We start from the raw sequence: 24,215 nt of genomic DNA, 5'->3' as shown, positions 1-24,215 counted from the left end.
GACGATGAGAGGGATGCCATGTCCAAGCCACTGAATCCAGAGGGTGTCCGTCGCCGAGTCATAGCGGTCAGCATCGCCGCCGCGCTCGGTGGCTTCCTGTTCGGCTTCGACACGGCGGTGATCAACGGAGCGGTCGATGCTCTCGCCGGCACCGTCTCAGGTTTCGACCTCGGAGTCGGCCTCAAGGGCTTCGCGGTCTCATCGGCGCTCATAGGTTGCGCGGTGGGCGCCTGGTTCGCGGGCCCGATCGCGAACAAACGCGGTCGCATCCCGGTCATGGTCGTCGCGGCGGCGATGTTCTTCATCTCCGCGATCGGCTCGGGTCTCGCATTCAGCGTCGTCGACCTCATCATCTGGCGAGTGATCGGCGGCCTCGGCGTCGGTGCAGCATCCGTCATCGCCCCGGCGTACATCGCGGAGGTCTCTCCTGCGGCGATCAGAGGACGACTCGGCTCTCTGCAGCAGCTCGCCATCGTCACCGGTATCTTCGCGGCGCTGCTGTCGGATGCCCTGCTCGCGAACCTCGCCGGCGCGGCGGATCAGCCCCTGTGGGGCCTCACCGCGTGGCGCTGGATGTTCATGGTCGCGGCGATCCCCGCGCTCGTCTACGGGCTCATGTCTCTCAGGCTCCCGGAATCTCCGCGATATCTGGTGCGAAAGGGCGATATGAAGCGCGCTGCGGAGGTCTTGGAGACCGTCACAGGCGCCGTTGACGTCGACGCGAAGATCAAAGAGATCACGAGCACGATCGACACGGAGCGCAAGGAGTCCCTGCGCGACCTCCGCGGCAGCCGCCTGGGCCTGAAGCCGATCGTCTGGGTCGGCATCCTGCTGTCGGTCTTCCAGCAGTTCGTCGGCATCAACGTGATCTTCTACTACTCGACGACGCTGTGGCAGTCCGTCGGGTTCGACGAGTCGAGCGCGCTGCTGACCTCCGTCATCACCTCGGTGACGAACATCGTGGTGACCATCGTGGCGATCCTGCTCGTCGACAAGATCGGCCGCCGCATCATGCTGCTCGTCGGCTCGGTCGGCATGACCGTGACGCTGGGCCTGATGGCGCTGGCGTTCTCGTTCGGCACGCTGGATGCCGAGGGCACGGCCACGCTTCCCGACCCCTGGGCCACGGTGGCGCTGATCTGCGCGAACGGCTTCGTGGTGTTCTTCGGAGCCACCTGGGGCCCGCTCGTCTGGGTGCTTCTCGGAGAGATCTTCCCGAACTCCATCCGTGCCGGCGCTCTCGCGGTCGCGGCGGCGGCACAGTGGGCGGCGAACTTCTTCATCTCGACGACGTTCCCGATCTTCGCCGACATCGGCCTCACGTTCGCCTACGGCTTCTACGCCTTCTTCGCGCTGCTGTCGTTCTTCTTCGTGTACTTCAAGGTTCCGGAGACCAAGGGCAAGGAGCTCGAGGAGATGACCGACGAGCTGAAGGTGGAGCGCCGGGGCACCCGCAAGGCCACGTAGGCTGGAAGCATGACCGAGCACGTTCCCCGTCGCGCCAGCCTGGAAGTGCTGCGAGCAGAGGCGTCGGACGAACTCGCGGTGCTGATTCAGGAACGCCTTCTCAGCGGCGAGGATCCCTGGGAGTTCATGGAGGAACTGCCGAGCGTCGACGAGCTCGTGGTGTACCTCCTGCGGGCCGACAACATCACCGCGAACGACGGGGTGCGTCCCAACGCGGCTCGTCACTACCGGGTGCTCCGCCAGATCGCCCTGGAGTACCCCGAGCTCACACCGGCCGTGTGGGGGCTGCTCGATGAGAAGCAGCGTCACCGCCGCTGGGACCCCACGGTCGCAGACGCGTCCTGAGGATTCCGTCGCTATGCCGCGGATGCTTCTCACCTATGACCCCGCCTGGGCGGATCAGTTCGCGAGCATCGCCTCGGAGATCACCACTCTGTCGGATGCCGACTGGCTGATCGAGCACATCGGATCGACCGCGGTCCCGGGGATGCGGGCGAAGCCCATCATCGATCTGGCGATCAGGGTCCGGGACCTCCAGGACTTCGGTGCGTGCCTGCCCGCGCTGGAGGCCGGAGGATGGCGGCGGGGGAGTGCGGTGCGCACGCATCCCGTCATGATCCGTGAGACCGACGGCGTCCGCACTGCGATCGCGCACTTCTTCGTCGCGGAGGACTGGGATGCAGCGAACCAGCGCATCCTCAGGGATTGGCTGCTCGCACATCCGGATGATGTGGATCGGTACTCGCATGCGAAGTGCGACGCTGTGGCGGCTGAGGCGCGGGGACAATCGGCTTACAACGCCGCGAAGACGCCCGTGATCCAGGAGATCGTCGACCGCGCTCGTGCAGCCCGCGGACTGCCGTCGGTGCCCGTGTACGGCAAGTAGTCGGGGCGGGAGGACACAGAAAAGGCCGCCACCTCCGAAGAGGTGACGGCCCTGAAATCCTGATCAGCCGATGAAGGCTGCGAGATCCTGCTCGAGGGCCGGCTTCGGCTTGGCGCCGATGATGGTCGTCTTGACCTCACCGCCCTGGAACACCTTCATCGCGGGGATGGAGGTGATCTGGTACTTCATCGCCAGCTGCGGGTTCTCGTCCACGTTCAGCTTGAGGATGGTGATCTTGTCGGGGTTGTCCGCCTGGATCTGGTCCAGAACGGGGGCGACCATACGACACGGTCCGCACCACTCGGCCCAGAAGTCCACGAGGACGGGACCTTCGGCCTGCAGAACGTCCTGCTCCCAGGTCGCCTGGCTCGTAGCCTTTGCACTCATCAGAGTTCTCCTTGATTCGAGGTTCGCCTGCTACAACAGCGGGCGAGGTGAAACTGTTCCCGACCGCTCAGGCGGTGATGATCTCGGCGGCTTCCGCAGCCGGGAACTCGACGGAAGCGTCGTCAAAATCCGCGAGGAAGTGCTCGGCATCCAGGGCCGCGACCGTGCCGGATCCGGCGGCGGTGATGGCCTGACGGTAGGTCGGGTCGATGACGTCGCCCGCGGCGAACACACCGGGAACCGAGGTCTTCGACGAGCGGCCGTCGACCCAGATCGTTCCCTCGGCCGTGAGGTCGAGCTTCTCGTGCACGAGGTGCGTGCGCGGGTCGTTGCCGATCGCGATGAACAGACCGTCGAGCGCGAGATCGCTGAGCGTGCCGTCGACCGTGTTGCGCAGCTGGACGCCCGAGACGGAGTCGCCACCGAGGATCTCGGCGACCTCGCTGTTCCACACGAACTCGATCTTCTCGTTCGCGAAGGCGCGCTCCTGCATGATCTTCGAGGCGCGCAGGGAGTCCTTGCGGTGGATGACGTAGACCTTCTCGGCGAAGCGGGTGAGGAACGTGGCCTCTTCCATCGCCGAGTCGCCGCCGCCCACGACAGCGATCGTCTTCTCACGGAAGAAGAAGCCGTCGCACGTGGCGCACCACGAGACGCCGTAGCCCGAGAGACGCTCTTCGCCCTCGATGCCGAGCTTGCGGTACGCCGATCCCGTCGCGTAGATGAGCGACTGGGCCTCGTGCACGGTTCCGCTGCCGAGCGTGACCTTCTTGACGGGGCCGGCGAGATCGAGCTCGGTGACGTCGTCGTAGACGACCTCGGTGCCGAACTTCTCGGCCTGCTCCTGGAACTTCGCCATGAGCTCGGGGCCCTGGATCCCCTCGGGGAAGCCCGGGTAGTTCTCGACCTCGGTGGTGTTCATCAGCTCTCCGCCGACCTCGACCGTGCTCGCGATGAGCAGCGGCTTGAGGTTCGCGCGCGCCGCGTAGATGGCGGCGGTGAATCCGGCAGGACCGGAACCGATGATGATGACCTGACGCATGTGCTCTCCGTCGTAGATGCTGAGACGCCGAAAGACGTTCGACTGCTTCAACCAATGGTAACCGCGCGACATTCCCGCGCGCGGATGCTCAGCGACCGGGCAGGAAGCGGCGCAGCAGGGAGCCGGCGACCTTGAGCTCCGGCGCCCGCAGAAGGGCCAGGATGCCGATGTAGACGACGACCACGGCGACACCGATGATGCACGTGCCGAGGGCCCCGAAGAGCTGGCTCCGGAGCGTCCACCCGTCCTCGCCGCCGAGAAGGAGGAAGACTCCCCATCCGGCCGCGGCCGCGGGGATAGCCGCGAGCGCGAAGCGGCCGATGGACAGCATCCAGGATCCGATCTGCAGCCCGCCGATCTTCCGGTGCAGCAGCCAGATAGCGAGAAGGGTCTGGATCGTGCTCGCGAGCGACTGCCCGAGCGCGACCGCTGCCGCCAGCAGGCTCGCGGGCAGCACGTCGGCGGTGTACAGGAAGGAGGCGAGCAGTGCGGTTCCGACGACGAGGGTGCACTGGAGGATCGTGAACCAGAACGGCGTGCGCGTGTCGTCGTAGGCGTAGAACGTGCGCTGCACGATGAACAGGATCGTCAGCGGCAGGAGCCCGATGAGGTAGGCGATCAGCACCGGCGCGGCCGCGAAGGTCTCATCGATCGATCTCGTGAACACCCGAGAGGCCGGAAGAGTGGCAGCCGCCACGGCAGCGATCGCGGCCATGATGAAGAACACGAGGGTGCGGATGCTGCGACTGATGTCGGCACGCACCTCGTCGTCGCGACCGGCCGCCGCGTGCTCGCTGATCTGCGTGAAGTACGGGGTGCCGATGGACAGAACGATGACCGAGTACGGGAGCATGAAGACGAGCCAGGCGTTCGCCATCACGGTCGTCGAGGCGTCGGTGCCCGACACCGCCGTAGCGATGCTGGTCTGGAAGAAGCCCGCGGCGATTCCTGCGAGAGCCATCAGCAGCGTCCACCCGGCGAGTCGCCCGACCGTGCCGAGTCCAGCGCCTCGCCAGCGGAAGTCAGGGCGCAACGAGAGCCCGGTGCGCCGCCAGAAGATCAACAGCACGAGTGCCTGAAGGATGATGCCGAGCGTCGCCGTGCCGCCGAGCATCGCGGTCATCTCGGGGGTCCAGGCCGCCGCTCTCGTGGGAACGTTGCCGAACAGTGCACCGAGCGCCAGGAAGCCGGCGATCGAGACGACGTTGTTGACGACGGGCGCCCAGGTGAAGGGGCCGAAGATGCGGCGCGCGTTCAGTGTCTCGCCGAGGAGCGCGTAGACGCCGTAGAAGAGGATCTGCGGAAGACACCAGTAGGCGAGCGCGGTAGCGAGAGCCCGCAGCTCCTGCTGCTTCTCGGATGTGGCGAGCCACACCAGACCGGGAGCCGCGATCATGGCGATCGCGGTGCAGATGAGGAGCACGACGACGCCGAGCGTGAACATCTTCGAGATGAACGCCCCACCGCCGTCGGGCTTGGCCGTGGCCTTGACGATCTGCGGCACGATCACCGCTGTCAGCACACCGACCGAGATGAGCTGGAAGACGCTGTTCGGGAGCTGATTGGCCACGGTGAACGCGTCCGCCGCCTGCGAGATCGAACCGAGGACGCCGACCAGGACGATGCTGCGCAGCAGACCGGTCACTCGCGACACCATGGTGCCGGCGGCGATGACGGCGCTCGCGCGGCCGAGACTACTCATTCGACTCCTCGACGGCGTCCTTCTCCGTACCCGCTTCACGGCGGCGACGGCGGACGGTGCGGATGATGCCGAGACCGAGGAGCAGCACGATGAGACCGCCGAACACGGCGAGACCGATCGTCTCCCACTCGGCGCGCACAGAGACGCGCACCGTCTCGGGTGTGCTGATCGCCACCCCGCTGGGGCTCGAGAGCTCCAGCTTCAGCGCGACCTCGCCGCTTCCGACCCGCGCCGAGACGGGAACCTTGACTCTGCTCGTGGTGCCGGGCTGGATCGTCGCGGGGGTCACCGGCTCGACCTCGAGACGAGGATCGCTCGGCTTGACAGACAGGTTGATGTTCACGGGCCAGGGCAGGTCGTTGCGCACCGAGAACGGCAGATCGGCGTTGGCGGAGAGCAGCTGGATCGTGCTCGCCGGCGGGATGTCGACGGCCTCAAGGGTGTCGGTGGTCGCGGTGTTCACGTCGGCGACGGCGTCGTCGAATCCGTCTTCGGTGAGGCCGACCGCCGTCGCCCGCATGATCTGGATGCGCTTGGGGCTCAGCAGCAGCTGTCGGTCGTCGAGGATCGTGGCGAACTCTCCGAGCACGACCTCGCTGTCGAGCATCCGCTGCATTGCCGTGGCGCGGGTCGCGTCCGGTTCCGTGGTGAGCGCAGCGGAGACGGCGGGGGTGGCCAGGACCTCCGCGAGCCCGAAGCCGAGGGTGTCGAACGAGGTGATCGTCTCGTTGAGTGCGTCGGCGGTGCGCGTCTCGTCACGGTCGAGTCCTACGAGAAGAGGTGCGGTCGGATTCGTCTGCGCGGAGAGTGCCAGGTGGGCGCTCGCCTCGGCGAGAGATCGCTGGCGGGCGACCTCGTCGTCTTCGCCTGCCGCGTCCGATAGAGCGGCGGATGCTGCCGCATCCGTGACGAGGGCGGTGCGCTCGCCCACCGTGACGTGGGCATCGTCGGCTCCTCCGACAGCAATCGACGACAGGACGGTGATCGCCTCGCCGCCCATGTATGCGGAGAAGGCGTCGAGGTCGGCGGTCGAGGCATCGCTGCGCGGCCACAGGATGCCGGGGGAGGCGCCCTGGATGACAGAGAGGTCTGCGTCATCCGGCAGTTCAGGGCCGTCGGTGGGCGCCGGTGTGGGCTCGGGGGTCGCGGTGGGCGTCGCTGCGGGAGTCTCATCCGGGAGCGTGAGGAAGTTGCTCGGGCTGAGGAACGGCGCGAGCGTCGTCGGCTGCAGAAGTTCGGGGAGACCGGCCTGGGCCTGCGTCGTGGCGTCCGCGTCGCCGAACTGCAGCGCGAAGCGCTCGTTCGGGAGGGCGTCGAGCTGACGCAGCCATTCGCGTGCGCTCTGAGGCGCGGCGGATCCGAGAGCCCTGATCGCCGCGGGGATCGACGGATCGATCGCGAGGATGGCCGAAGTGCCGCGGACCCCTTCGAGCACCGCGGTGAGTGCGCCGTCCGCAGCGGTGAGGACGGTCAGCTCCTCGGCCGTCAGAAGCGCGCCGCCGACCGGGGTCGCGGTGATCGGCACCATCAGGGCGACCGGCGGGTTCTCAGCAGCGGTGATGACGAGGACGGTCGTCGAGGTCACGGACTCGGCGTCATTCTGAGCATCGGTCTGCGCCCCGCTGAGCGTCGCACGCAGCGGATACACGCCGGGCGCGAGGTCGCCCAGTGCCTCGGGCGGGATCATGAGGCTCGTCGTCACCGATGCTTCGGCGTCGACCGGCGCGGTGAGGTCTGCGCCGAGCGAGTCGAATTCTCCGGGGGCCTCCGAGTCGTCCAGCCACGCCGTGACAGCGGCATCGTCGGTCAGAGGAGTGCGGTTGATCTCCACGGACACCCGCCCGGCCGAGAGAGCCGACTTCGCGTCGTTCTGCACCGTCAGCGATGCCGTCGTCGCGCTTCCGGGCGAGACGGTGCCGCGGACTCCTGCGGACAGCAGCAGCTCGACCGCAGGGGCGTCGTCGGTCTCGGAGTCGCTGGCCGCGAACGCGTTTCCCGCTCCCACGCCGCACATGCCGAGAACGATCGCCGAGATGACGGATCCGCGTGCCAGGTGCTGCAGGCGCGTGCGGAGGCCGTTCTCGGGGGTGGTCGCGGTCATGAGAGTCTTCCTCGGACGCCGGTGATCTCAGGCGTCCGGCGAGTGCTGACCTTGTGATTCTAGGCGGCTGGCTGAATGAGAACCCTGAAGACGCGTAGAGTGACGGCCGTGTCCGCCACCCTCGCCCCCGTTCCCGACCCGCTTCGCAGCTCCGCGCTCGCCGCAGATCTCGACGCCGCCGACCTCCGCTCGGAGCCGCTGCGCCGCCTGTGGGGAGAAGAAGAGGACGACGCCTTGGGCCGCGGGATGCGCGAACCCATCCTGCGCGCGATCGCCGGTGACGACGGTGTGCTCGCGACCCTTGGTCGCCTCCTGGTGCTCGGGATGCCGCAGCCCGTGGCCCCGGTGGCCGCTGCGCTGCCGCGGCTCGGCGTCGATGGCCTGGTCGCTCTGGGCCTCGCGCGCATCGACGGTGACGCGGTCGTTCCCACCGCGCTGCTCCGGCCGCAGTCCTTCGTCGACGCTGACGGGATCGGCGAATGGTGGATCGCCAGCGATCTCGACGAGGTGGCGCTCGACGGTGCGCTGCCCGCAGATCACGTGCTCGGAGTGGGCGGGGCCTCTCGCACCCTCGCCGAGATCATCATGCCGATCGAGGTCGACCGAGCCCTCGATCTCGGCACCGGATGCGGCATCCAGGCACTCCTCGTCGCCCGGCATGCCGGTGCCGTCGTCGCCACCGACATCTCGGCGCGGGCACTCGCCTACGCCGAACTGAACGCTCAGCTGAACGGCGTCTCGAACATCGAGTTCCGACTGGGCAGCATGTTCGACCCCGTCGAGGGAGAGGCCTTCGACCTGGTCGTGTCGAACCCTCCCTTCGTCATCACGCCACGAGCCGAGGGCGTGCCCGAGTACGAGTACCGCGACGGCGGCCTCGTGGGCGACGCGCTGGTCGAGCAGTTCCTGCGCGCTGCTCCGTCGTTCCTCACCCCCGGCGGCGTCGCCCAGCTGCTCGGAAACTGGGAGTCGCGCGGAGCCCAGCGCGAGCTGACCGGCCGCGTCGGCCTCGATCGGGTCTCGTCCTGGGTTCCCGCCGACCTCGACCTGTGGGTCATCCAGCGCGAGGAGCTGTCTCCGCTCGGCTACGCGGAGCTGTGGATCCGCGACGGCGGCACCACCCCGCGAGATGCCGGCTTCACCCCGCTGCTCACCGCCTGGCTCGACGACTTCGCCGCACGCGGAGTCACCGCCGTGGGCTTCGGCTACATCCTGGTGCGGCGACCGGCGGCATCCGGTGAGGGTGCACCGCTGCGTCGTCTCGAGCGCCTGTCGCAGCCCGTGTCGAACGTCGGCGGCGCGCTGCGTTCGGGTCTCGCCGCCCATGACCTGCTCGTCGACGGACTGCCGTCCACCCTCTTCACGGCCCCCGATGTCACCGAGGCCCGTCACCTGCTTCCGGGCAACGACGATCCCAGCATCATCGAACTCCGGCAGGGCGGGGGCTTCGCGCGCACGATCACGGTCGACCCCGCGGTCGCCGCGTTCGTCGGCGCGTGCGACGGAGATCTGACCGTCATGCAGATCGTGGGGGCGCTGGCCGACCTGTTCGAGGTGCCGCTCGTCGACCTGTGGGCCGATCTCGAACCGCGCATCCGTCAGCTCGTGCTCGACGGTCTGCTGGTGTCGGAGGAGTGATGAGGGAATACGCATCCGTGTCTATGCGTTCGAATACACCATGAAGGCTTTCGGATTCCTCTCTTTCGGTCATTACGCCGATGTGCCCGGTTCGGCGACCCGCACGGCGGGCGACATGCTGAAGCAGACCATCGAGATCGCAGAGGGCGCCGACGAGATCGGGGTCAACGGAGCATCCGTGCGCGTGCACCACTGGGCGCGTCAGGCCGCGTCTCCGATGCCGCTGCTGTCGGCGATGGCCGCACGCACGAAGCGCATCGAGGTCGGCACCGGCGTCATCGACATGCGCTACGAGAACCCGTTCCAGTTCGCCGAAGAGGCGGCGGCTCTCGACCTGATCGCCGACGGGCGAATCGCGCTCGGAGTGAGCCGTGGTTCACCCGAGACGGCACTGCGCGGCTACGAGACATTCGGCTTCCACGACGAGGAGGACCCGGAGCGCGGCAGCGTCATCGCCCGTGAGAAGTTCGACCTCTTCCTCCGCGCCATCGACGGAGAGGGCCTCGCTCCCGGCGACCCCCGCATGGTCGGTGCAGGGCGCTACCTCGCGATCGAACCGCAATCGCCGACTCTGCGCGACCACATCTGGTGGGGCTCGGGTTCCCGTGCCACTGCCGAGGAGACCGGACGCAAGGGGCTCAACATGATGAGCTCGACGCTTCTCACCGAGGCGACGGGCGTGCCGTTCCATCAGCTGCAGCGTGAGCAGATCGACCTGTTCCGCAGTGCCTACAAAGAGGCGGGTCACACGGGCACGCCCCGCGTCTCGGTCAGCCGCAGCGTTTTCCCGCTGGTGTCCGACATGGACAGGGCGTACTTCGGCCTGCGCAGCGAGGAGAACGCCGACCAGATCGGCATCATCGACGGCTACCGCTCGACGTTCGGCAAGACCTACGCGGCCGAGCCCGACGTGCTGATCCAGCAGCTGCTCGCCGACGAGGCGGTCATGTCGGCCGACACCCTGCTTCTGACGATCCCGAACCAGCTCGGACCCGCGTACAACCTGCATGTGCTCGAGTCGTTCGCGACCCACGTCGCCCCGGCGCTCGGCTGGAAGCCGAACACCGAGGGCCCCGTGCAGGGAGATCCGGTCTGAGAACCGGATCGTACTGAGAGACCGGAGAAGGGGCGGATGCGCGCAGCATCCGCCCCTTTCCGCATGCCCACCCCTGGCCGTCCGACCCTCGCCGTTGTCGCGATATGCCGATACGCTGGCCGCATGCGTGCGGCTAGAGGCGGACTTCTCGCAGGAGCGATCGTGCTGGTCGCAGCGCGGGTTCCAGGACGGCCTCAACTACTGCGCGCCCGGAGTCGTGGGTAAGCCCTCGTGCACGGGCGACGCGGCGGACGTGCCCACCTGGGACGCCACGACGCAGACGCTCACCGGCAACGCCGCCGCCCTCGACACGAGCGGCGCGGCCGCCTGGTTCGAGCCCAATGTGCCGATCACCTCGCTGACCTTCTCGTTCACGCGCCGCTCCGGGTTCCCGGTGTACCAGACCTGGTTCGCGTCGATCGCGCGCGACATCACCGGTGTGATCTCCGATGTCACCGACGTCCCGCAGCCGCTACCGGGAGCGACCCTCACACTGACCGACGCGAACGGCGACGTCGTCGCGACCACGACCAGCGGTGCGGACGGCAGCTACTCGTTCCCCGGCGTCGTCGCGACGACCGGATACACGGTGCGGGTGACGGCTCCTGCGGGCATGATCCCCGAGGGCGCGACCTCGGCGGCTGTGGATCTCACGACCGCCGACGGTGTCGCCGACTTCACCGTGCGCGACATCATCCCCGTGGCCGTCTCCGGACGAGTCGTCGACAACGACGGCAACCCGGTGCCGGGCGCGACCGTGACGGTCGACGGAGCACAGACCACGACGACGGATGCTCAGGGCAACTACCTCTTCGACGAGGTCGCGGTGGGTCCTCACACCGTCGTCGTCACGCCGCCGCCCGGATACAGCACGACGGATCCGACCGAGCCGCTCGTGGTCCCGCCGGGCAGCGAGGTGCCGATCACCCTCGCGGACTTCGTGCTCGCCGAGAACCCCGACCTGACCGGTGCTGTGCGCGCGAACGGAGCGGGCGTCGCGGGCCTCACCGTGACCGCGACCGGACCCGGCGGGACGACACTCACGACCGTGACCGGTGCCGACGGCAGCTACTCGTTCCCGCGTCTGCCCTCGGGTGACTACGAGATCACCGTCACGACGCCCGACGGATATGTGGCCACAGGGGCGACCTCGCAGAGTGAGACCGTCGCGACGGCGGATGTGGCAGACGTCGACTTCGAGCTGGCCAGGCTCGGTGGGCTCTCGGGTGTCGTGCGCACAGACGGTGGCGCTCCGGTCGCCGGTGCGATCATCACCCTCACCACCGACGAGGGGGACCAGCAGCTCATCACGGATGCCGACGGCGCGTACGGCCTGGGCGGCCTGCCGCCCGGCACCTACACGCTGACGATCACGGCGCCCGCGGGGACCACGATCGTCGGCGCGTCGACGCTCACGGTCGAGGTCACGGCTGCAGGTGAGACCTTCGTCGATCAGGACTTCACGCTCGCCGCGATCGTCGTGACCCCGACGGATCCGCCGACCACGACGCCCACCCCCTCGACGCCGCCGAGCACCGGTGGTGGACGCCTGCCCGGCACCGGGCTGGGACCGGAGACCTTCACGTGGGCCGCCGTGGGCGGAGGCGTGCTGGTGCTCGGAGCAGTGCTGTTCCTCGTCTCGCGTCGCCCCTCGCACCGCGACTGACCTCCCCGCCCGACCGACCAGGTCGGTTCGGAGGGTCGGGAGAAGACAGCATCCCCAGACCCTCTACGGTCAGGAACCCTTCGCCGGGCCGAACAGCTCGTCGCCGTGCTCGTGCAGCAGGCGGTAGGCGTCGGCGAACGTCTCTGGCTCCGGTTCACCCGGCTTGCCGTACTTCGCGAGGAGCAGGCCCAGCAGCCCTCGTGCGGGCGGGGTGAGCGGCTTCATCTGATCCGCCTCTCCCGGCTTCGGTGCACGCTCCTCGGGGTTCGGCGGGGTGTAGGCGGGCGTCGTGACGGGCCAGTCGGCCGGATGCCGGGGCTTGTCGAGGTTCACGGCGTTGAAGAGGGTGTTCGCCGACTGGTCTCGGTCGTTGAGCGGCTTCAGCCCGTGCAGCCGTGAGAGGGTCGCGGTCACCGAGCCGTGATGCATCTCGTCGTGCAGGATCGTGCCGCGTTTCGTGTAGGCCGAGATCGCGATGGCGGGCACCCGGCATCCGAGGCGGTCGAAGGTGAAGCCCATCTCGCCGGCCTCGGTGTCCTTCGTCGGCTTCGTCGCCTGGGGCGGAGGCACGTGGTCGTAGCATCCGCCGTGCTCGTCGAACGTGACGAGCAGCAGGGTATTGACCGCGTTCGAGCCCTTCGGCGACGCGCTGGTGCGGACGGCTTCGTAGATGTCGTGGATGAGCCGGTCTCCGGCCCTGACGTCGGAGATCGCGCTGTCGTACACGGCTTCGCCGTCGACCTCGCTCTCGCGCGGCGACCCGAACGGCGGGTGGAAGTCGTTGTGGTCGTAGACCATGCGCGGCTCGATGAACGCGTAGGCCGGCAGCGTGCCGTTCTTCGCATCCGCGTAGAAGTCCTCCATGGTGCCGAAGTGGTCGGTGCGCCAGTACTTCTCGAGCACGGCGGCGTGCAGCATCCCCGTGAACGAGACGAGCTGCAGCTTGTCGATGTAGATCTTCCAGCTGACCTTCTCGTCTTCGAGACGGTTGAACACGGTGGGCGCCGCCGGGGCGTCGAGCCACTTGCGGTAACCGCCTCCCGCCTGATTGGTGACGAAGCCGTGCGAGGTCGATGCGTGGAAGAACGACCGGTTGCAGAACGTCTGCGACGGCACCCCCGCGAACCAGTGGTCGAACACCGCGAACTCGGACGCGAGAGTGGACAGCACCGGAAGCATCGCCGGCGAGAACGAGCCCATGATGTGGGCCGCCTCGTCGGGCTGCGGCTCCGCCCCCTTGCGCAGCCGACGGAAGTTGATGATGTAGTCCTCGAGGAACCCCGACATCGTGGCCTTCTCGCCATGGGTCGGGGCGTTGAAGGGGGCCGTCATCTGGTCGACGAAGAGATCGGCGTTGTCCTTCGGGTCGACGGTGCCGAAGATCTGCGTGTTGACGTGCGGATACTCCTCGCCGGGGTCGGGATCGGGGAGGCTCATGATCCGGTCGGTGTCGCCGGTGTAGATGTGTGCGTCGACGACCGTGCCGTCGGACGCGGTGTTGCTGTGCGTGCCGAAAGCGAGACCCTCGAACTTCTCGCCCGCAGGCAGCGTGTCCTTCGAGTACAGGTATCCGAGCAGGTTGTCGAAGGAGCGGTTCTCGCCCATCACCACGACGAGGTGGTCGAAGCCGGGCTCGCTGCGCGGCGTCAGTGCGGCGAAGGGGTCGGGGTCGGATGCGAACCCGTTGCGATGGTTGCCGACGTTCGCGCCGATCGCGGCACCGGCAGCACCGCCGACCACCACTCCTGCGAGAGCGGCGCCGCCCATCTTGAGGAACCCGCGCCGGGACGTGTCCGGTGCGGCGGGGGAGGAGTGCTGCTCTTCTGAGGCCACGGTGCCGATCCTAGGACGGGACGGTGCCCGGCGCACGGGTGCGGCATATCGGAATGAAAGGGCGCCGCCGGGACCGAAGTCCCGACGACGCCAGAACAGCGGATGCGGTCTGCTACTCCGCGGACTCGGTGCTGCCCGCGTGGCGGCGGCGCCGCATCGCGAACAGGCCGAGGCCGAGGGCGAGCAGCACGACCGCTCCGACGAGGTACGGCGTGCTGTCGGCACCCGTGGTCGCGAGCGAGCCGTCGATCGCTCCGCCGGTCCCGCCCGGAGTGGTCGCCCCACCGCTCGCGGCAGCGGTCACGGTCACCGGCGAGGTCACCTCGGTGCCGTCGGCGAGGATCACCGCGAGCGTGTGCATGCCTGCCGGGGTGTTCGCCGGGATCGTCAGCGTGCGGCTGAAAGCGCCGTCCGCATCGGCGGTGGCGGTGCCGAGGTCGACAGGGTCGGAGCGCAGCTCGAAGCGCAGCGCGGCATCCGCCTCGAATCCGCTCCCCGAGACGGTGAGCTTTCCGCCGGCGACCACGGATGCGGCACCCAGCGTGACTTCGGGCGCGGCGGGCTCCTCGATCACGGGCGGCGTGACCCCGGCCTCGGTGACCCACTTCTCACCGGCATCCGACTTCGTCACCGTGAAGGTGTCGTAGACCGAGCCGACCGGGAGGTCGGTCGTGGCATCCGGCTGCTTCTCCGCGAGGTATGAGCGGTAGACGAGCTGGTTCTTCGAGACGTCGATGACCTGGTAGGTCGTCACGCCCTGACCGCGCAGCACCTGGGTGGCGCCGTTGTTGGTCCAGACGTTCTTCTCGGGGGTCTCGAGCTCATAGTGCTTCGCACCCGAGTTCGACACGACGTACACGGGGCCCGAGGTCATGCCGGGGGTCTCGGTCGCATCGGTGTTCACGTAGCCGCGTGCGTAGGTGTGGTCGTGGCCCATGAGCACCAGGTCGATGTCGTTGCGCTGGAAGACGGGCAGCCATTCGGCGCGCAGCACCGGCTCGTCGCGACCCTCGGATGCCGAGAACACCGGCTGGTGGAAGGTGACGACGTTCCACTTCGACGGGCTGTTCTGCAGCAGCAGGTCGAGCCAGGCCGCCTGGAAGCGGGTCCACAGCACGCCGATCTGCGTCGAGGGGCACTCGGCGCTCGTGCACGACGGAAGACCCGCAGGGGTGAGGAAGGTGGTGTCGCGGGTCGCGTTCAGGGTGATGAAGCGCACGCCCTGGTAGTCCGTGTAGTACGCGGTCTCGGCGGCGAAAGAGCTCCAGTGGTCGAAGAACGCGCGGTACTGCTGCGCGACCGGGGAGTCGCCCTTCGCGAGGTCGGCGAGCTCGCCGATCGTGCTCGTCGACGGGTTGTTGTGCGGGTACTCGAACGCCGCCTTCCATGCGGTGAGCAGCTTGTCGCCCGAGTACTCGTGGTTGCCGGGGGCGGCCATGACGTTGGTGCGCACGGCCGAGTCCTCCATGCCCTTGAACCAGTTGAGCCACTCGTTCTCGTTGCTCGAGGTGTTGATCAGGTCGCCGGCGTGCACGGATCCGATCGAACGCGGGGCCTGTGCCTCAGCCTGCTTCACGACGCTCGGCCAGGTGGTGTCGAGGCCGATCTGGGCGTCGCCGTAGTAGATGAACTGGAAGTCCGTGGCGCTCGGGTCGGCCGTGCGGAACTCGAACCAGTCGCTCCAGCTGCCGGGGAGACCGACACGGTAGCGGTAGGCCGTCGCCGGCTGAAGACCGGTGACCGTGGCGGAGAAGTGCTTGTTCGGGTTGCCGTTGACGACACCGGCGTCGTAGGCGTCGACTGTGCGCGCCTCGCCGCCGGCCGCCGGGGCGATCTCGACCTGGCCGATGGTGTGCGAGGCGTCGCCCGCGAGCCACGAGAACGACTGCGACACGGCGGGCTGCTCGGTCGGGGTCAGGATCACGCGGGTCGGCGGAGCCACGACGGGCGAGCCGGGGTCCGATGCCTCGACGAGCGTGAGCGACGACATGTCGAAGTAGATGTCGGAGCTGGTCTCGCGGTCCTGGAACAGCGCGACGGCGATGTCGTTCGTGCCGTCGTGCAGCAGCTCGCCCTCGGCGCTGAACGTGCTGGTGAGAGGGTCGCCCCCGCTGTCCCCGGCGTACTCGACGTTGACGGTGTCGGTGATGCGGCCGTCGACGTAGCGCGCGACCTCTTCGCCGTTGATCCAGACGATGATCGCGTCGTCATAGGTGATGGTGCTGCGCAGCGCCGCGACCTGCTCGGCCACGCCCGCCTCGAGCTCGAATGTCGTGCGGAAGAAGTAGGTGGGCACCGCGGGAGCCGCGGCTCCGTCGATGTAGTGGTTCAGCAGCGTCTTCGGGGTGACTGGCCCGACCGGCGCGAGCGCGCCCTTCTTCGCTCCGAACGAGCCGGGTGCCGACTTCCAGGCGCTGTCGTCGTAGTCGGGGAGGGTCCAGTCGCGGAGTGCGGCGGGTGCGGGCGACGGGTCGGATCCGTCGTCGAGGTAGCGCCATGTGGTGTCGCCGGTGATCAGCGAGTCCGTCGGCACGTCGGGCTCGCCGGCGGCGGTCGCGATGGGGGCGACGACGGCGCCGCCGAGCAGGGCGAGGACGGCGGCGGACGCGAGTCCGTAACGCCGCCACCGCACCGCAGGGGTGGGGGAGGTCATGAGTGTCCTTTGTGAGGGTGGGGGTTTCCGTGCTCAGCCGCACGGGGCCCGGCCAGCCCATCGAAGGAGGATGACGCCGGGGTTGCCGCAGGACGACCGGAGGGTGAACGCCGCTACGGTGGGGGCATGAGCTACGCAGGCGAATCGTCGATCGAGGCACGCGTCCGGGCCGTCAATGCCGATTTCGGCAGGCGTCAGACGCGGCTGTTCATCACGTTCGCGCTGATCGAGGGACCGGTTCTTCTGCTGCTCGCGGTCGCGATCTACGGGTTCGAGATCATCGATCCCGAGGTCGGCATCTGGTTCATCGTCGCGATCGCCGTGGTCGGCGGGTTCCTGATGAGCGCTCTGCTCGTGCGGCTGATGCAGGCGCGGGTCCGCGCCATCGCCCAGGCCAAGGGCGAGAACCCTCTGTTCTGACCCCCGGTACGCTGGAACCCATGCTCAACATGGCTGACGGCCTCGACCGTCTCGGCGCGCTCGCCGAGAATCCGGTCGTCCGCACCCTCGCCGATGCGTTCGCGGCGGCGGGTTTCGACCTCGCCGTCGTCGGCGGTCCCGTGCGCGATGCGCTGCTCGGCCGCCCCACGCACGACCTCGACTTCACCACGAACGCGCTGCCCGACGACATCCTGCGCATCATCAAGCCGATCTCGACCGCGCAGTGGGACATCGGCCGTGCGTTCGGCACGATCGGCGCTCGGGTGCAGGGCGAGCAGGTCGAGGTCACCACGTACCGGGCCGACAGCTACGACGGGGTGACCCGCAAGCCGACCGTCGAGTTCGGTGACACGATCGATGCCGACCTGCACCGCCGTGACTTCACGGTCAATGCTATGGCGCTGCTGGTCCCTGCCGTCAAGCTCGTCGACCCGACCGGGGGAGTCGAAGACCTCATCGCCGGAGTTCTCCGCACGCCCGCGGATCCGCAGGTCTCGTTCGGCGATGACCCGCTGCGGATGCTGCGCGCGGCGCGCTTCAGCGCCCAGCTGGGCTTCCGCATCGACGACGCCACATTCGATGCGGTCACCGAGCTCAGAGCGACCCTCGAGATCGTGAGCCCGGAGCGCATCCAGTCCGAGCTCGTGCGCCTGATGCAGACGGAGGACCCGGTGCGTGGCATCCGCGTGCTGGTCGACACCGGCCTGATCGAGGAGTTCCTGCCCGAGGTCAGCGCACTGCGACTCGAGGTCGATGAGCACCACCACCACAAGGACGTCTACGAGCACTCGCTCACGGTGCTCAGCCAGGCGATCTCGCTCGAGCAGTCGCGCAACCCCGGTGCCGATCCCGACGTCGCACTGCGCATCGCCGCGCTTCTGCACGACATCGGCAAGCCGCGCACCCGCAAGCTCGAAGACGGAGGGGTGGTCACGTTCCACCACCATGACGTCGTCGGTTCGCGCATGGCGCGCAAGCGTCTGCAGGCGCTGCGGTTCGACACCGACACGACCGATGCCGTGTCGAAGCTGATCGAGCTGCACCTGCGCTTCTTCGGGTATGCCGAGGGTGCCTGGACGGATGCCGCGGTGCGCCGCTACGTCCGCGACGCCGGTGACCAGCTCGAGCGCCTGCACATTCTCACCCGTGCCGACGTCACCACTCGCAACAAGCGCAAGGCCGGTCGTCTCGCCTCGGCGTACGACGACATCGAGTCGCGCATCGCCGCGCTGCGCGAGCAGGAGGAGCTCGACTCCATCCGCCCCGAGCTCGACGGCAATCAGATCCAGCAGATCCTCGGCATCGCGCCCGGCCGCGAGGTCGGTGAGGCCTACAGGTTCCTGCTCGAGCTGCGTCTCGATGAGGGAGTCATCGGCACGGATGCCTCCGAGCAGCGCCTCCGCGAGTGGTGGGCCGCCCGGGCCTGACTCCGGTCGGGTCGTGCACATCTGCGTGCCCGGATCACACCTGCATGCCCAGACCGCGGATCTCGACCTGCATCCGTGATCTGAGCATGCGTCTGTGCATGCGTCTGTGACCGCGGCACCGGAATATCGCGGGTTCCGTCCGCGGCATCCGGCTCCTACACTGAGGTAACGCTCCACCACCGACGATCGGAGACGCTGTGGCTGCGTCGTGGCAGGTGTCACGTGATGGTCGACCTGAGGCCTCTCGTCTGCTGATCGAGCGTGCGCATGAGGAGCTCATCGCCGGCAATCTCGACGATCATCGCCTGCAGCAGGTGCGTCCGCTCGTCCGTGAATCCTGGGTGCGGTCGTGGCGCGGTCGAGTCGCACCCGAGGCCGCACCGTCGATCGAACTCGTCACAGAAGAGCTCGAGGCCTACCGGCTCGCCCACCCGCTGGCATCCGCGATGGACATGATCCGCGCCCTGCTGCTGCCAGGCACCCCGGAAGAGTCCGGAGTCGTCATCGCTGTCGGCGATCAGGCCGGACGCCTGCTCTGGATCGAGGGCGACCGCCAGCTGCAATCGCTCACCGAGGGCATGGGATTCGTCGCAGGAGCGAACTGGGCAGAGGATGCCGTCGGCACCACCGCACCCGGAACCGCGCTGACGCTCGGGCATTCCGTGCAGATCCGCGGTGCGGAGCACTACAACCGCCTGGTGCACCCGTGGTCATGCACCGCGGCGCCCGTGCGCGACCCCGAGACCCAGCGTGTGCTCGGAGTCATCGACATCACGGGGGGCGACGAGGTCGTCTCTACCCAGGCTCGCCTGCTCGTCGATGCCACGGCACGCGCCGTCGAATCCGAGCTGATGGTCGCCAGGCTTCGGGCACGGAGCGAAGCGCCCCGCCCGACGACGATCTCGTCACGGGCTAAACCGACCACGCGAGCGACGCTGCATGTGCTGGGACGAGACAGGGCGCGGCTCGAGAGCGAGACCGAGCTCGAAGAGTCCGTGATCGAGCTCAGCGCGCGTCATGCCGCGATCCTGCTCATGCTCGCGGTCAACCGCCAGGGGCTGTCCGCCGAGCGGTTGAGCGAGCTCGTCTACGGACCGGAGGCATCCGCCGATACGCTGCGACCCGAGATGGTGCGCCTGCGCAAGGTGCTCGAGAAGCACGCCCCCAGTCTCGTGCCCGAGTCCCGGCCGTACCGGCTGACAGTTCCCCTCGAGACCGATGCGCACGACGTACTCTCGCTGCTCGACCGAGGAGCCCATCGCGTCGCGCTCACCGCCTACCGAGGTCCGGTTCTGCCGGAGTCGACCTCGCCGGGTGTCGAGGAGTTCCGCGAGTCCGTCAGGGCGGCGCTGCGCGAGGCGATGCTGTCGGAGGCGAGCCTCGACGTGCTGCTCGCCTACGCCGAGATCCCCGAGGGGCAGAGGGATGCCGCAGCGCTCCGCCTCGCGCTCGAGATGCTTCCCGCGCGGTCGCCGAAACGCGCGGGGCTGGTCGCGCGGATCGAGCGCCTCGAAGAGGGCTGACCGGCTCGCAACCTCGCGCAACGTTGCGCATTCGGGCGCAACGTCCGCAGACGTACCGTCGGAGGACAGCCGCGCAGCACCGACGCCCGCGGCCCGTCGAAGGAGTTCCGATGACGATCGTCGAAGAAGACGTGTCCACCGCCCCCGCATCCTCCGCGTACGCCGCTCCCGGTCAGCCGGGCGCTCTCGCGACCTACCGGCCGCGGTACGGGCATTACATCGGGGGCGAGTTCGTGGATCCGGTCAAGGGCCAGTTCTTCGAGAACGTCAGTCCGGTCAACGGCAAGCCGTTCACCGAGGTGGGCCGCGGAACCGTCGAAGACATCGACCGCGCCGTCGACGTCGCCTGGAAGGCGTTCGCCACCTGGGGCAAGACCAGCCCCGCAGAGCGCTCCGTCGTGCTCAACAGGATCGCCGACCGCATCGAGCAGCACCTCGAGGAGATCGCCGTCGCCGAGACCTGGGAGAACGGCAAGCCGGTGCGCGAGACGCTCGCCGCCGACATCCCCCTCGCGGTCGATCACTTCCGCTACTTCGCCGGCGTGCTGAGGGCGCAGGAGGGCGGCATCAGCCAGCTCGACGAGAACACCGTCGCGTACCACTTCCATGAGCCGCTCGGAGTGGTCGGCCAGATCATCCCCTGGAACTTCCCGATCCTGATGGCCGTGTGGAAGCTCGCGCCGGCGCTCGCCGCAGGCAACTGCGTCGTCATCAAGCCGGCGGAGCAGACCCCGGCATCCCTGCTGTTCCTCTTCGACATCATCGGCGACCTGCTGCCGGCGGGCGTCGTGAACATCGTCAACGGCTTCGGCATCGAGGCGGGTGCACCGCTCGCGCAGCACAAGCGCATCCGCAAGGTCGCCTTCACGGGTGAGACCACGACCGGTCGCCTGATCATGCAGTACGCATCGCAGAACCTGATCCCCGTGACGCTGGAGCTCGGTGGCAAGAGCCCGAACGTGTTCTTCGAGGACGTCGCCCGCGACACAGCCGACCCGTTCTACGACAAGGCGCTCGAGGGCTTCACGATGTTCGCGCTGAACCAGGGCGAGGTCTGCACCTGCCCGTCGCGGGCGCTCATCCAACGGTCGATCTACGACGGCTTCCTCGCCGACGGACTCGAGCGCGTCGGAAAGGTCGTGCAGGGCAACCCGCTCGACCCGGCCACGATGATCGGCGCGCAGGCGTCGAACGATCAACTGGAGAAGATCCTCAGCTACATCGACATCGGCAAGCAGGGCGGCGCCCGGCTGCTCACAGGCGGCGATCGCGTCGACCTCGGCGGCGACCTCAGCGAGGGCTTCTACGTCGCTCCGACCGTGTTCGAGGGCACGAACGACATGCGCATCTTCCAGGAGGAGATCTTCGGGCCTGTGCTCTCGGTCACCTCTTTCGACGACTTCGACGATGCGATCTCGATCGCGAACGACACGCTCTACGGACTCGGCGCCGGGGTGTGGAGCCGCAGCGGCGACACGGCCTATCGCGCGGGTCGTGCCATCGAGGCCGGTCGCGTCTGGACGAACACGTATCACCAGTACCCCGCGCATGCGGCGTTCGGAGGATACAAGCAGTCGGGTGTGGGTCGCGAGAACCACAAGATGATGCTCGACCACTACCAGCAGACCAAGAACCTGCTGGTCTCCTACGCAGAAGGACCGATGGGCTTCTTCTGAGCTCGACCCCGGGCGGGCGCTGCACCCTCAGCGCCCGCCCGGAACCATCTGCACCCGAACCACCGGCAGGAAGGCACGGACCATGGTGAGCATCGGCACCTACCAGCGGGTCGACGTGACGGATGCCGCGGCATCCCTCGTCCGCGACCTCACCGTGCAGCACGGGCCCCTGATGTTCCATCAGTCGGGCGGATGCTGTGACGGCTCGTCGCCCATGTGCTACCCCGTGGGGATGTTCATCACCGGGCCTGGGGACGTGCTGCTGGGGGCGCTCGACGTGGGGCTCGAGGCCCCAGTCGAGGTCTTCATGTCGGAGTCGCAGTTCGAGTACTGGAAGTACACGCACCTCACCATCGACGTCGTGCCGGGGCGCGGCGCCGGATTCTCGGTCGAGGGGCCGACCGGCATGCGGTTCCTGATCCGCTCGCGGATGCTGAACGACGCGGAGCTCGAGTACTTCGGCCTCGCGCCTTCGGCGGGTTGAGGGGCACCGACGTCGGCCACGGGCCGTCAGTACGTCATGCCCATCGCGGCTCTCACCTCGTCGAGCGTGTCGTCAGCGACGGCCCGCGCGCGCTCATTCCCTTCTCGCAGAACCGCGGCGGCGTCGCCGATCGTGAGCGCCGCCCGGCGTGCACGGTGGCCAGCGAGGAACTCGTTCACAGCCTCGGTGGTCAGGCGCTTGAGCGCACCGGCCCCCGCGCCTCCGACCTCATCCGCGATCTCCTCCGGAGTGCGGTCGAGAACGACCGCGGCCGTCGCGAGCAGACCCGAGACGCCCGGCCGGTTCGTGGGGTCGTAGGTGATGACGCGCTCCGAATCGGTGGGGGCCAGTCTGATGGCTTCGGCGGTCTCGTCTGCGGACATCCCCAGTGCGATGGCGTTGCCGTAGCTCTTCGACATCTTGCGCCCGTCGAGGCCCGGAAGCTCAGGGGTCTCGGTGACGAGCGCGTCAGGCTCGGGGAACACGCGGCCGTATCGCTCGGTGAAGCGACGGGCGATCGTGCGCGTCATCTCGACGTGCGGGAGGTTGTCTTTGCCCACGGGAACGAGGTTGCCTTTGCAGAACAGGATGTCGGCCGCCTGGTGGACGGGATAGGTGAGCAGCAGGCCGCTCAAAGTGCGACCGGACGCGGCGAGCTCGCTCTTCACCGTCGGGTTGCGATGCAGCTCTGCTTCGCTGACCAGGCTCAGGAAGGGGACGAGCAGCTGGTTGAGTGCAGGAACGGCCGAGTGGGTGAAGATCGTGGTCGAGGTCGGATCCAGACCGGCTGCGAGATAGTCGAGAACCGCGCCGTATACGGCGCCGCGCACGTCGCCGGCCGCGTCACGGTCGGTGATCACCTGGTAGTCGGCCAGGATGACGAACGTCTCGACGCCGGCATCCTGCAGACGGACACGTTCGCGAACGGTACCGAAGTAGTGACCGAGATGGAGTCGCCCGGTGGGGCGCTCCCCGGTGAGAACGCGGTATCTCTCGGGGTGCTGCTCGATCGCCCTCCGAAGGTCGGGCATGCGAGCGAGGGTTGCGGCGTACGAGTCCATGATCTGCTCCTGATTCGAAAAGGAGCTGCACGGAACATGGATCCGCGGAGGGTCGCGGGCTGCCGTGCAGCCCGCGCGTCAATGCGTTACGGCTGCTCGTGCAGCCACCACGACGAAACGGTGAAACGCATAGGTCGAGGATAGTGACGTTCGGCGCTCGAGGCGACCGGCAGCGGATTCCCCTGGTTACGCGGAGATGACCCATACGTTGGTCGCACTACGAGAGGCCTGGCACGCGTTGGGCTGAGATCAAGATTTCCGGAATGCAATCCGGCTGAGCCGACGATAAGCGCTCAGTCTGCGTAGACTTGAGTTGCAGGCCCGCCCCACTCTCGTGGACAAGCGGGTCTCGCTGCTTGTCAGGGCAGCTCGATCGGATCTCCGAGCGGATTCAAGTCTCTGAGGTAGTCGTCGTACCAGGTCCACGCGAACTCGTTGCCCGCGTGAGGGTTCAGATGAGTAAACCCGGACCAGGCCACGATGTCCGCGATCTGAGTCCATTGAGACCGTCGAGAACTGTGAAACATCGGATCCCCGATGATCCGACGCGTGGAAAGGCTCAACGCTCGGTGCGCACTGTAGTAGATGGGATCAGTTCCATCCCCGTCCATCCCGAAATCATGCGAAGCGCGCAATTGCGAATCCCACAGGGCGACGAGGGATGAGTACACAGCTTCACGGTCCTGATTGATCGCCCGGTTTCGAAGGGGCGACCTTTTGAAACACACACCGATCTCGATGTGCGGGCAATCGCGCACCGCTTCGAGACATCGCAACGCAACCTCGCGTCCGAAGGGCTTCCACAGCGCCTCACCATTCCTCACGAAGCGAGAAGGCGGTGTGGAGGAGACACGGCCGCGGCCGTTGACGAGCGCAGTCGTGTGCAGTTCCTCTGATGTCGGTATTCCGTAGTCGGCGACAAGTCTCTTGCGAAATGTCAGCCAGTAGGTGAGCACTGAGTCCCAGTGCGCGACTGCGAGTTCGACCCATCCGTAGACGATCCATCCGTCGTCGATATTGCCAGAATCGTCCGCGTAGAACATGTGTGAAATCGGTCCCGCCACCCCGAAAATGTATACGCGTGCCCCGGACGATCGAGCCGCCAGCTAGGGACGGTGGACGAAATACCGGA

At 67.7% G+C, this 24,215-nt stretch carries 19 protein-coding genes; 11 read left to right on the top strand and 8 right to left on the bottom strand.

Annotated features, from left to right (window positions below; all coding sequences use genetic code 11):
- The first annotated feature begins 18 nt into the window (after positions 1-18).
- Genes OD997_RS12570 through OD997_RS12560 form a run of 3 tightly spaced genes read left to right on the top strand, consistent with a single transcriptional unit; the run spans position 19 to position 2,353 of the window.
- Entirely contained in the window at positions 19-1,467 is a 1,449-nt protein-coding gene (locus tag OD997_RS12570) for a sugar porter family MFS transporter (protein ID WP_056310987.1), read from the top strand.
- Between the two features lie 9 nt (positions 1,468-1,476).
- Positions 1,477-1,812 carry a tryptophan synthase subunit alpha gene (locus tag OD997_RS12565; RefSeq protein WP_434331872.1) on the top strand — a complete coding sequence of 112 codons (336 nt, stop codon included), beginning with the start codon at positions 1,477-1,479 and terminating at the stop codon, positions 1,810-1,812.
- 13 nt (positions 1,813-1,825) lie between these two features.
- On the top strand, positions 1,826-2,353 hold the full coding sequence (locus OD997_RS12560) for a GrpB family protein (protein WP_434331871.1): 528 nt from the start codon (positions 1,826-1,828) through the stop codon (positions 2,351-2,353).
- Between the two features lie 63 nt (positions 2,354-2,416).
- On the opposite strand, the gene trxA is transcribed toward OD997_RS12560, so the two are convergent.
- The 4 genes from trxA to OD997_RS12540 form a co-directional block, all read right to left on the bottom strand.
- Positions 2,417-2,740: a thioredoxin gene (gene trxA / locus OD997_RS12555; RefSeq protein WP_042541543.1), complete on the bottom strand. Its 324-nt coding sequence runs from the start codon at positions 2,738-2,740 to the stop codon at positions 2,417-2,419.
- A 67-nt stretch (positions 2,741-2,807) separates the two neighbouring features.
- Positions 2,808-3,782, bottom strand: a complete 975-nt coding sequence (gene trxB / locus OD997_RS12550; RefSeq protein ID WP_434331870.1) for a thioredoxin-disulfide reductase — start codon at positions 3,780-3,782, stop codon at positions 2,808-2,810.
- 88 nt (positions 3,783-3,870) lie between these two features.
- The gene (gene murJ / locus OD997_RS12545) at positions 3,871-5,484 is read right to left on the bottom strand and encodes a murein biosynthesis integral membrane protein MurJ (RefSeq protein ID WP_434331869.1); all 1,614 of its coding nucleotides are present in this window, start codon (positions 5,482-5,484) and stop codon (positions 3,871-3,873) included.
- Positions 5,477-7,585 carry a DUF6049 family protein gene (locus OD997_RS12540; protein ID WP_434331868.1) on the bottom strand — a complete coding sequence of 703 codons (2,109 nt, stop codon included), beginning with the start codon at positions 7,583-7,585 and terminating at the stop codon, positions 5,477-5,479. The genes murJ and OD997_RS12540 overlap by 8 nt, the downstream gene beginning before the upstream one ends.
- Positions 7,586-7,660: 75 nt before the next feature.
- Between OD997_RS12540 and OD997_RS12535 the strand changes: the two genes are divergently transcribed.
- The 3 genes from OD997_RS12535 (at position 7,661) to OD997_RS12525 (ending at position 11,985) form a co-directional block, all read left to right on the top strand.
- Positions 7,661-9,223: a class I SAM-dependent methyltransferase gene (locus tag OD997_RS12535; protein WP_434331867.1), complete on the top strand. Its 1,563-nt coding sequence runs from the start codon at positions 7,661-7,663 to the stop codon at positions 9,221-9,223.
- A 40-nt stretch (positions 9,224-9,263) separates the two neighbouring features.
- The gene (locus OD997_RS12530) at positions 9,264-10,319 is read left to right on the top strand and encodes an LLM class flavin-dependent oxidoreductase (RefSeq protein ID WP_434331866.1); all 1,056 of its coding nucleotides are present in this window, start codon (positions 9,264-9,266) and stop codon (positions 10,317-10,319) included.
- A 127-nt stretch (positions 10,320-10,446) separates the two neighbouring features.
- Positions 10,447-11,985, top strand: a complete 1,539-nt coding sequence (locus OD997_RS12525; RefSeq protein WP_434331865.1) for an MSCRAMM family protein — start codon at positions 10,447-10,449, stop codon at positions 11,983-11,985.
- 69 nt (positions 11,986-12,054) lie between these two features.
- On the opposite strand, the gene OD997_RS12520 is transcribed toward OD997_RS12525, so the two are convergent.
- A complete protein-coding gene (locus OD997_RS12520) occupies positions 12,055-13,818 on the bottom strand; it encodes an alkaline phosphatase family protein (protein ID WP_434331864.1) in 1,764 nt (587 codons plus the stop codon).
- Between the two features lie 112 nt (positions 13,819-13,930).
- Positions 13,931-16,471 (bottom strand): fibronectin type III domain-containing protein, encoded by a 2,541-nt coding sequence (locus tag OD997_RS12515; protein ID WP_434331863.1) that lies wholly within the window; start codon positions 16,469-16,471, stop codon positions 13,931-13,933.
- 126 nt (positions 16,472-16,597) lie between these two features.
- Between OD997_RS12515 and OD997_RS12510 the strand changes: the two genes are divergently transcribed.
- The 5 genes from OD997_RS12510 (at position 16,598) to OD997_RS12490 (ending at position 22,022) form a co-directional block, all read left to right on the top strand.
- Positions 16,598-16,891: a hypothetical protein gene (locus OD997_RS12510; protein WP_434331862.1), complete on the top strand. Its 294-nt coding sequence runs from the start codon at positions 16,598-16,600 to the stop codon at positions 16,889-16,891.
- 20 nt (positions 16,892-16,911) lie between these two features.
- Positions 16,912-18,339 carry a CCA tRNA nucleotidyltransferase gene (locus tag OD997_RS12505; RefSeq protein ID WP_434331861.1) on the top strand — a complete coding sequence of 476 codons (1,428 nt, stop codon included), beginning with the start codon at positions 16,912-16,914 and terminating at the stop codon, positions 18,337-18,339.
- A 197-nt stretch (positions 18,340-18,536) separates the two neighbouring features.
- Positions 18,537-19,862 (top strand): GAF domain-containing protein, encoded by a 1,326-nt coding sequence (locus OD997_RS12500; protein WP_434331860.1) that lies wholly within the window; start codon positions 18,537-18,539, stop codon positions 19,860-19,862.
- 110 nt (positions 19,863-19,972) lie between these two features.
- A complete protein-coding gene (gene exaC / locus OD997_RS12495; RefSeq protein WP_434331859.1) occupies positions 19,973-21,538 on the top strand; it encodes an acetaldehyde dehydrogenase ExaC in 1,566 nt (521 codons plus the stop codon).
- Positions 21,539-21,620: 82 nt separating this feature from the next.
- A complete protein-coding gene (locus OD997_RS12490) occupies positions 21,621-22,022 on the top strand; it encodes a DUF779 domain-containing protein (protein WP_434331858.1) in 402 nt (133 codons plus the stop codon).
- A gap of 26 nt (positions 22,023-22,048) precedes the next feature.
- Here the strand turns inward: OD997_RS12490 and trpS are convergent, their stop codons facing one another.
- Together trpS and OD997_RS12480 are read right to left on the bottom strand one after the other, a co-directional pair.
- Positions 22,049-23,083 carry a tryptophan--tRNA ligase gene (trpS, locus tag OD997_RS12485; protein WP_434331857.1) on the bottom strand — a complete coding sequence of 345 codons (1,035 nt, stop codon included), beginning with the start codon at positions 23,081-23,083 and terminating at the stop codon, positions 22,049-22,051.
- A gap of 359 nt (positions 23,084-23,442) precedes the next feature.
- Positions 23,443-24,147, bottom strand: a complete 705-nt coding sequence (locus OD997_RS12480) for a DUF3800 domain-containing protein (RefSeq protein ID WP_434331856.1) — start codon at positions 24,145-24,147, stop codon at positions 23,443-23,445.
- Between the last annotated feature and the right edge of the window lie 68 nt (positions 24,148-24,215).

It is taken from the genome of Microbacterium sp. CGR1 (genome assembly GCF_051062835.1).
GTDB lineage: Bacteria > Actinomycetota > Actinomycetes > Actinomycetales > Microbacteriaceae > Microbacterium.
The sequence above is the reverse complement of the archived record's forward strand: the minus strand, read 5'-3'. Positions and strand labels throughout refer to the sequence as shown.

Excerpts from the sequence above, each read along its gene's own strand:
- OD997_RS12570 (WP_056310987.1), top strand. The coding sequence starts at position 19 with ATGTCCAAGCCACTGAATCCAGAGGGTGTCCGTCGCCGAGTCATAGCG.
- OD997_RS12565 (WP_434331872.1), top strand. The coding sequence starts at position 1,477 with ATGACCGAGCACGTTCCCCGTCGCGCCAGCCTGGAAGTGCTGCGAGCA.
- OD997_RS12560 (WP_434331871.1), top strand. The coding sequence starts at position 1,826 with ATGCCGCGGATGCTTCTCACCTATGACCCCGCCTGGGCGGATCAGTTC.
- trxA (WP_042541543.1), bottom strand. The coding sequence starts at position 2,740 with ATGAGTGCAAAGGCTACGAGCCAGGCGACCTGGGAGCAGGACGTTCTG.
- trxB (WP_434331870.1), bottom strand. The coding sequence starts at position 3,782 with ATGCGTCAGGTCATCATCATCGGTTCCGGTCCTGCCGGATTCACCGCC.
- murJ (WP_434331869.1), bottom strand. The coding sequence starts at position 5,484 with ATGAGTAGTCTCGGCCGCGCGAGCGCCGTCATCGCCGCCGGCACCATG.
- OD997_RS12540 (WP_434331868.1), bottom strand. The coding sequence starts at position 7,585 with ATGACCGCGACCACCCCCGAGAACGGCCTCCGCACGCGCCTGCAGCAC.
- OD997_RS12535 (WP_434331867.1), top strand. The coding sequence starts at position 7,661 with ATGAGAACCCTGAAGACGCGTAGAGTGACGGCCGTGTCCGCCACCCTC.
- OD997_RS12530 (WP_434331866.1), top strand. The coding sequence starts at position 9,264 with ATGAAGGCTTTCGGATTCCTCTCTTTCGGTCATTACGCCGATGTGCCC.
- OD997_RS12515 (WP_434331863.1), bottom strand. The coding sequence starts at position 16,471 with ATGACCTCCCCCACCCCTGCGGTGCGGTGGCGGCGTTACGGACTCGCG.
- OD997_RS12510 (WP_434331862.1), top strand. The coding sequence starts at position 16,598 with ATGAGCTACGCAGGCGAATCGTCGATCGAGGCACGCGTCCGGGCCGTC.
- OD997_RS12505 (WP_434331861.1), top strand. The coding sequence starts at position 16,912 with ATGCTCAACATGGCTGACGGCCTCGACCGTCTCGGCGCGCTCGCCGAG.
- exaC (WP_434331859.1), top strand. The coding sequence starts at position 19,973 with ATGACGATCGTCGAAGAAGACGTGTCCACCGCCCCCGCATCCTCCGCG.
- OD997_RS12490 (WP_434331858.1), top strand. The coding sequence starts at position 21,621 with ATGGTGAGCATCGGCACCTACCAGCGGGTCGACGTGACGGATGCCGCG.
- trpS (WP_434331857.1), bottom strand. The coding sequence starts at position 23,083 with ATGGACTCGTACGCCGCAACCCTCGCTCGCATGCCCGACCTTCGGAGG.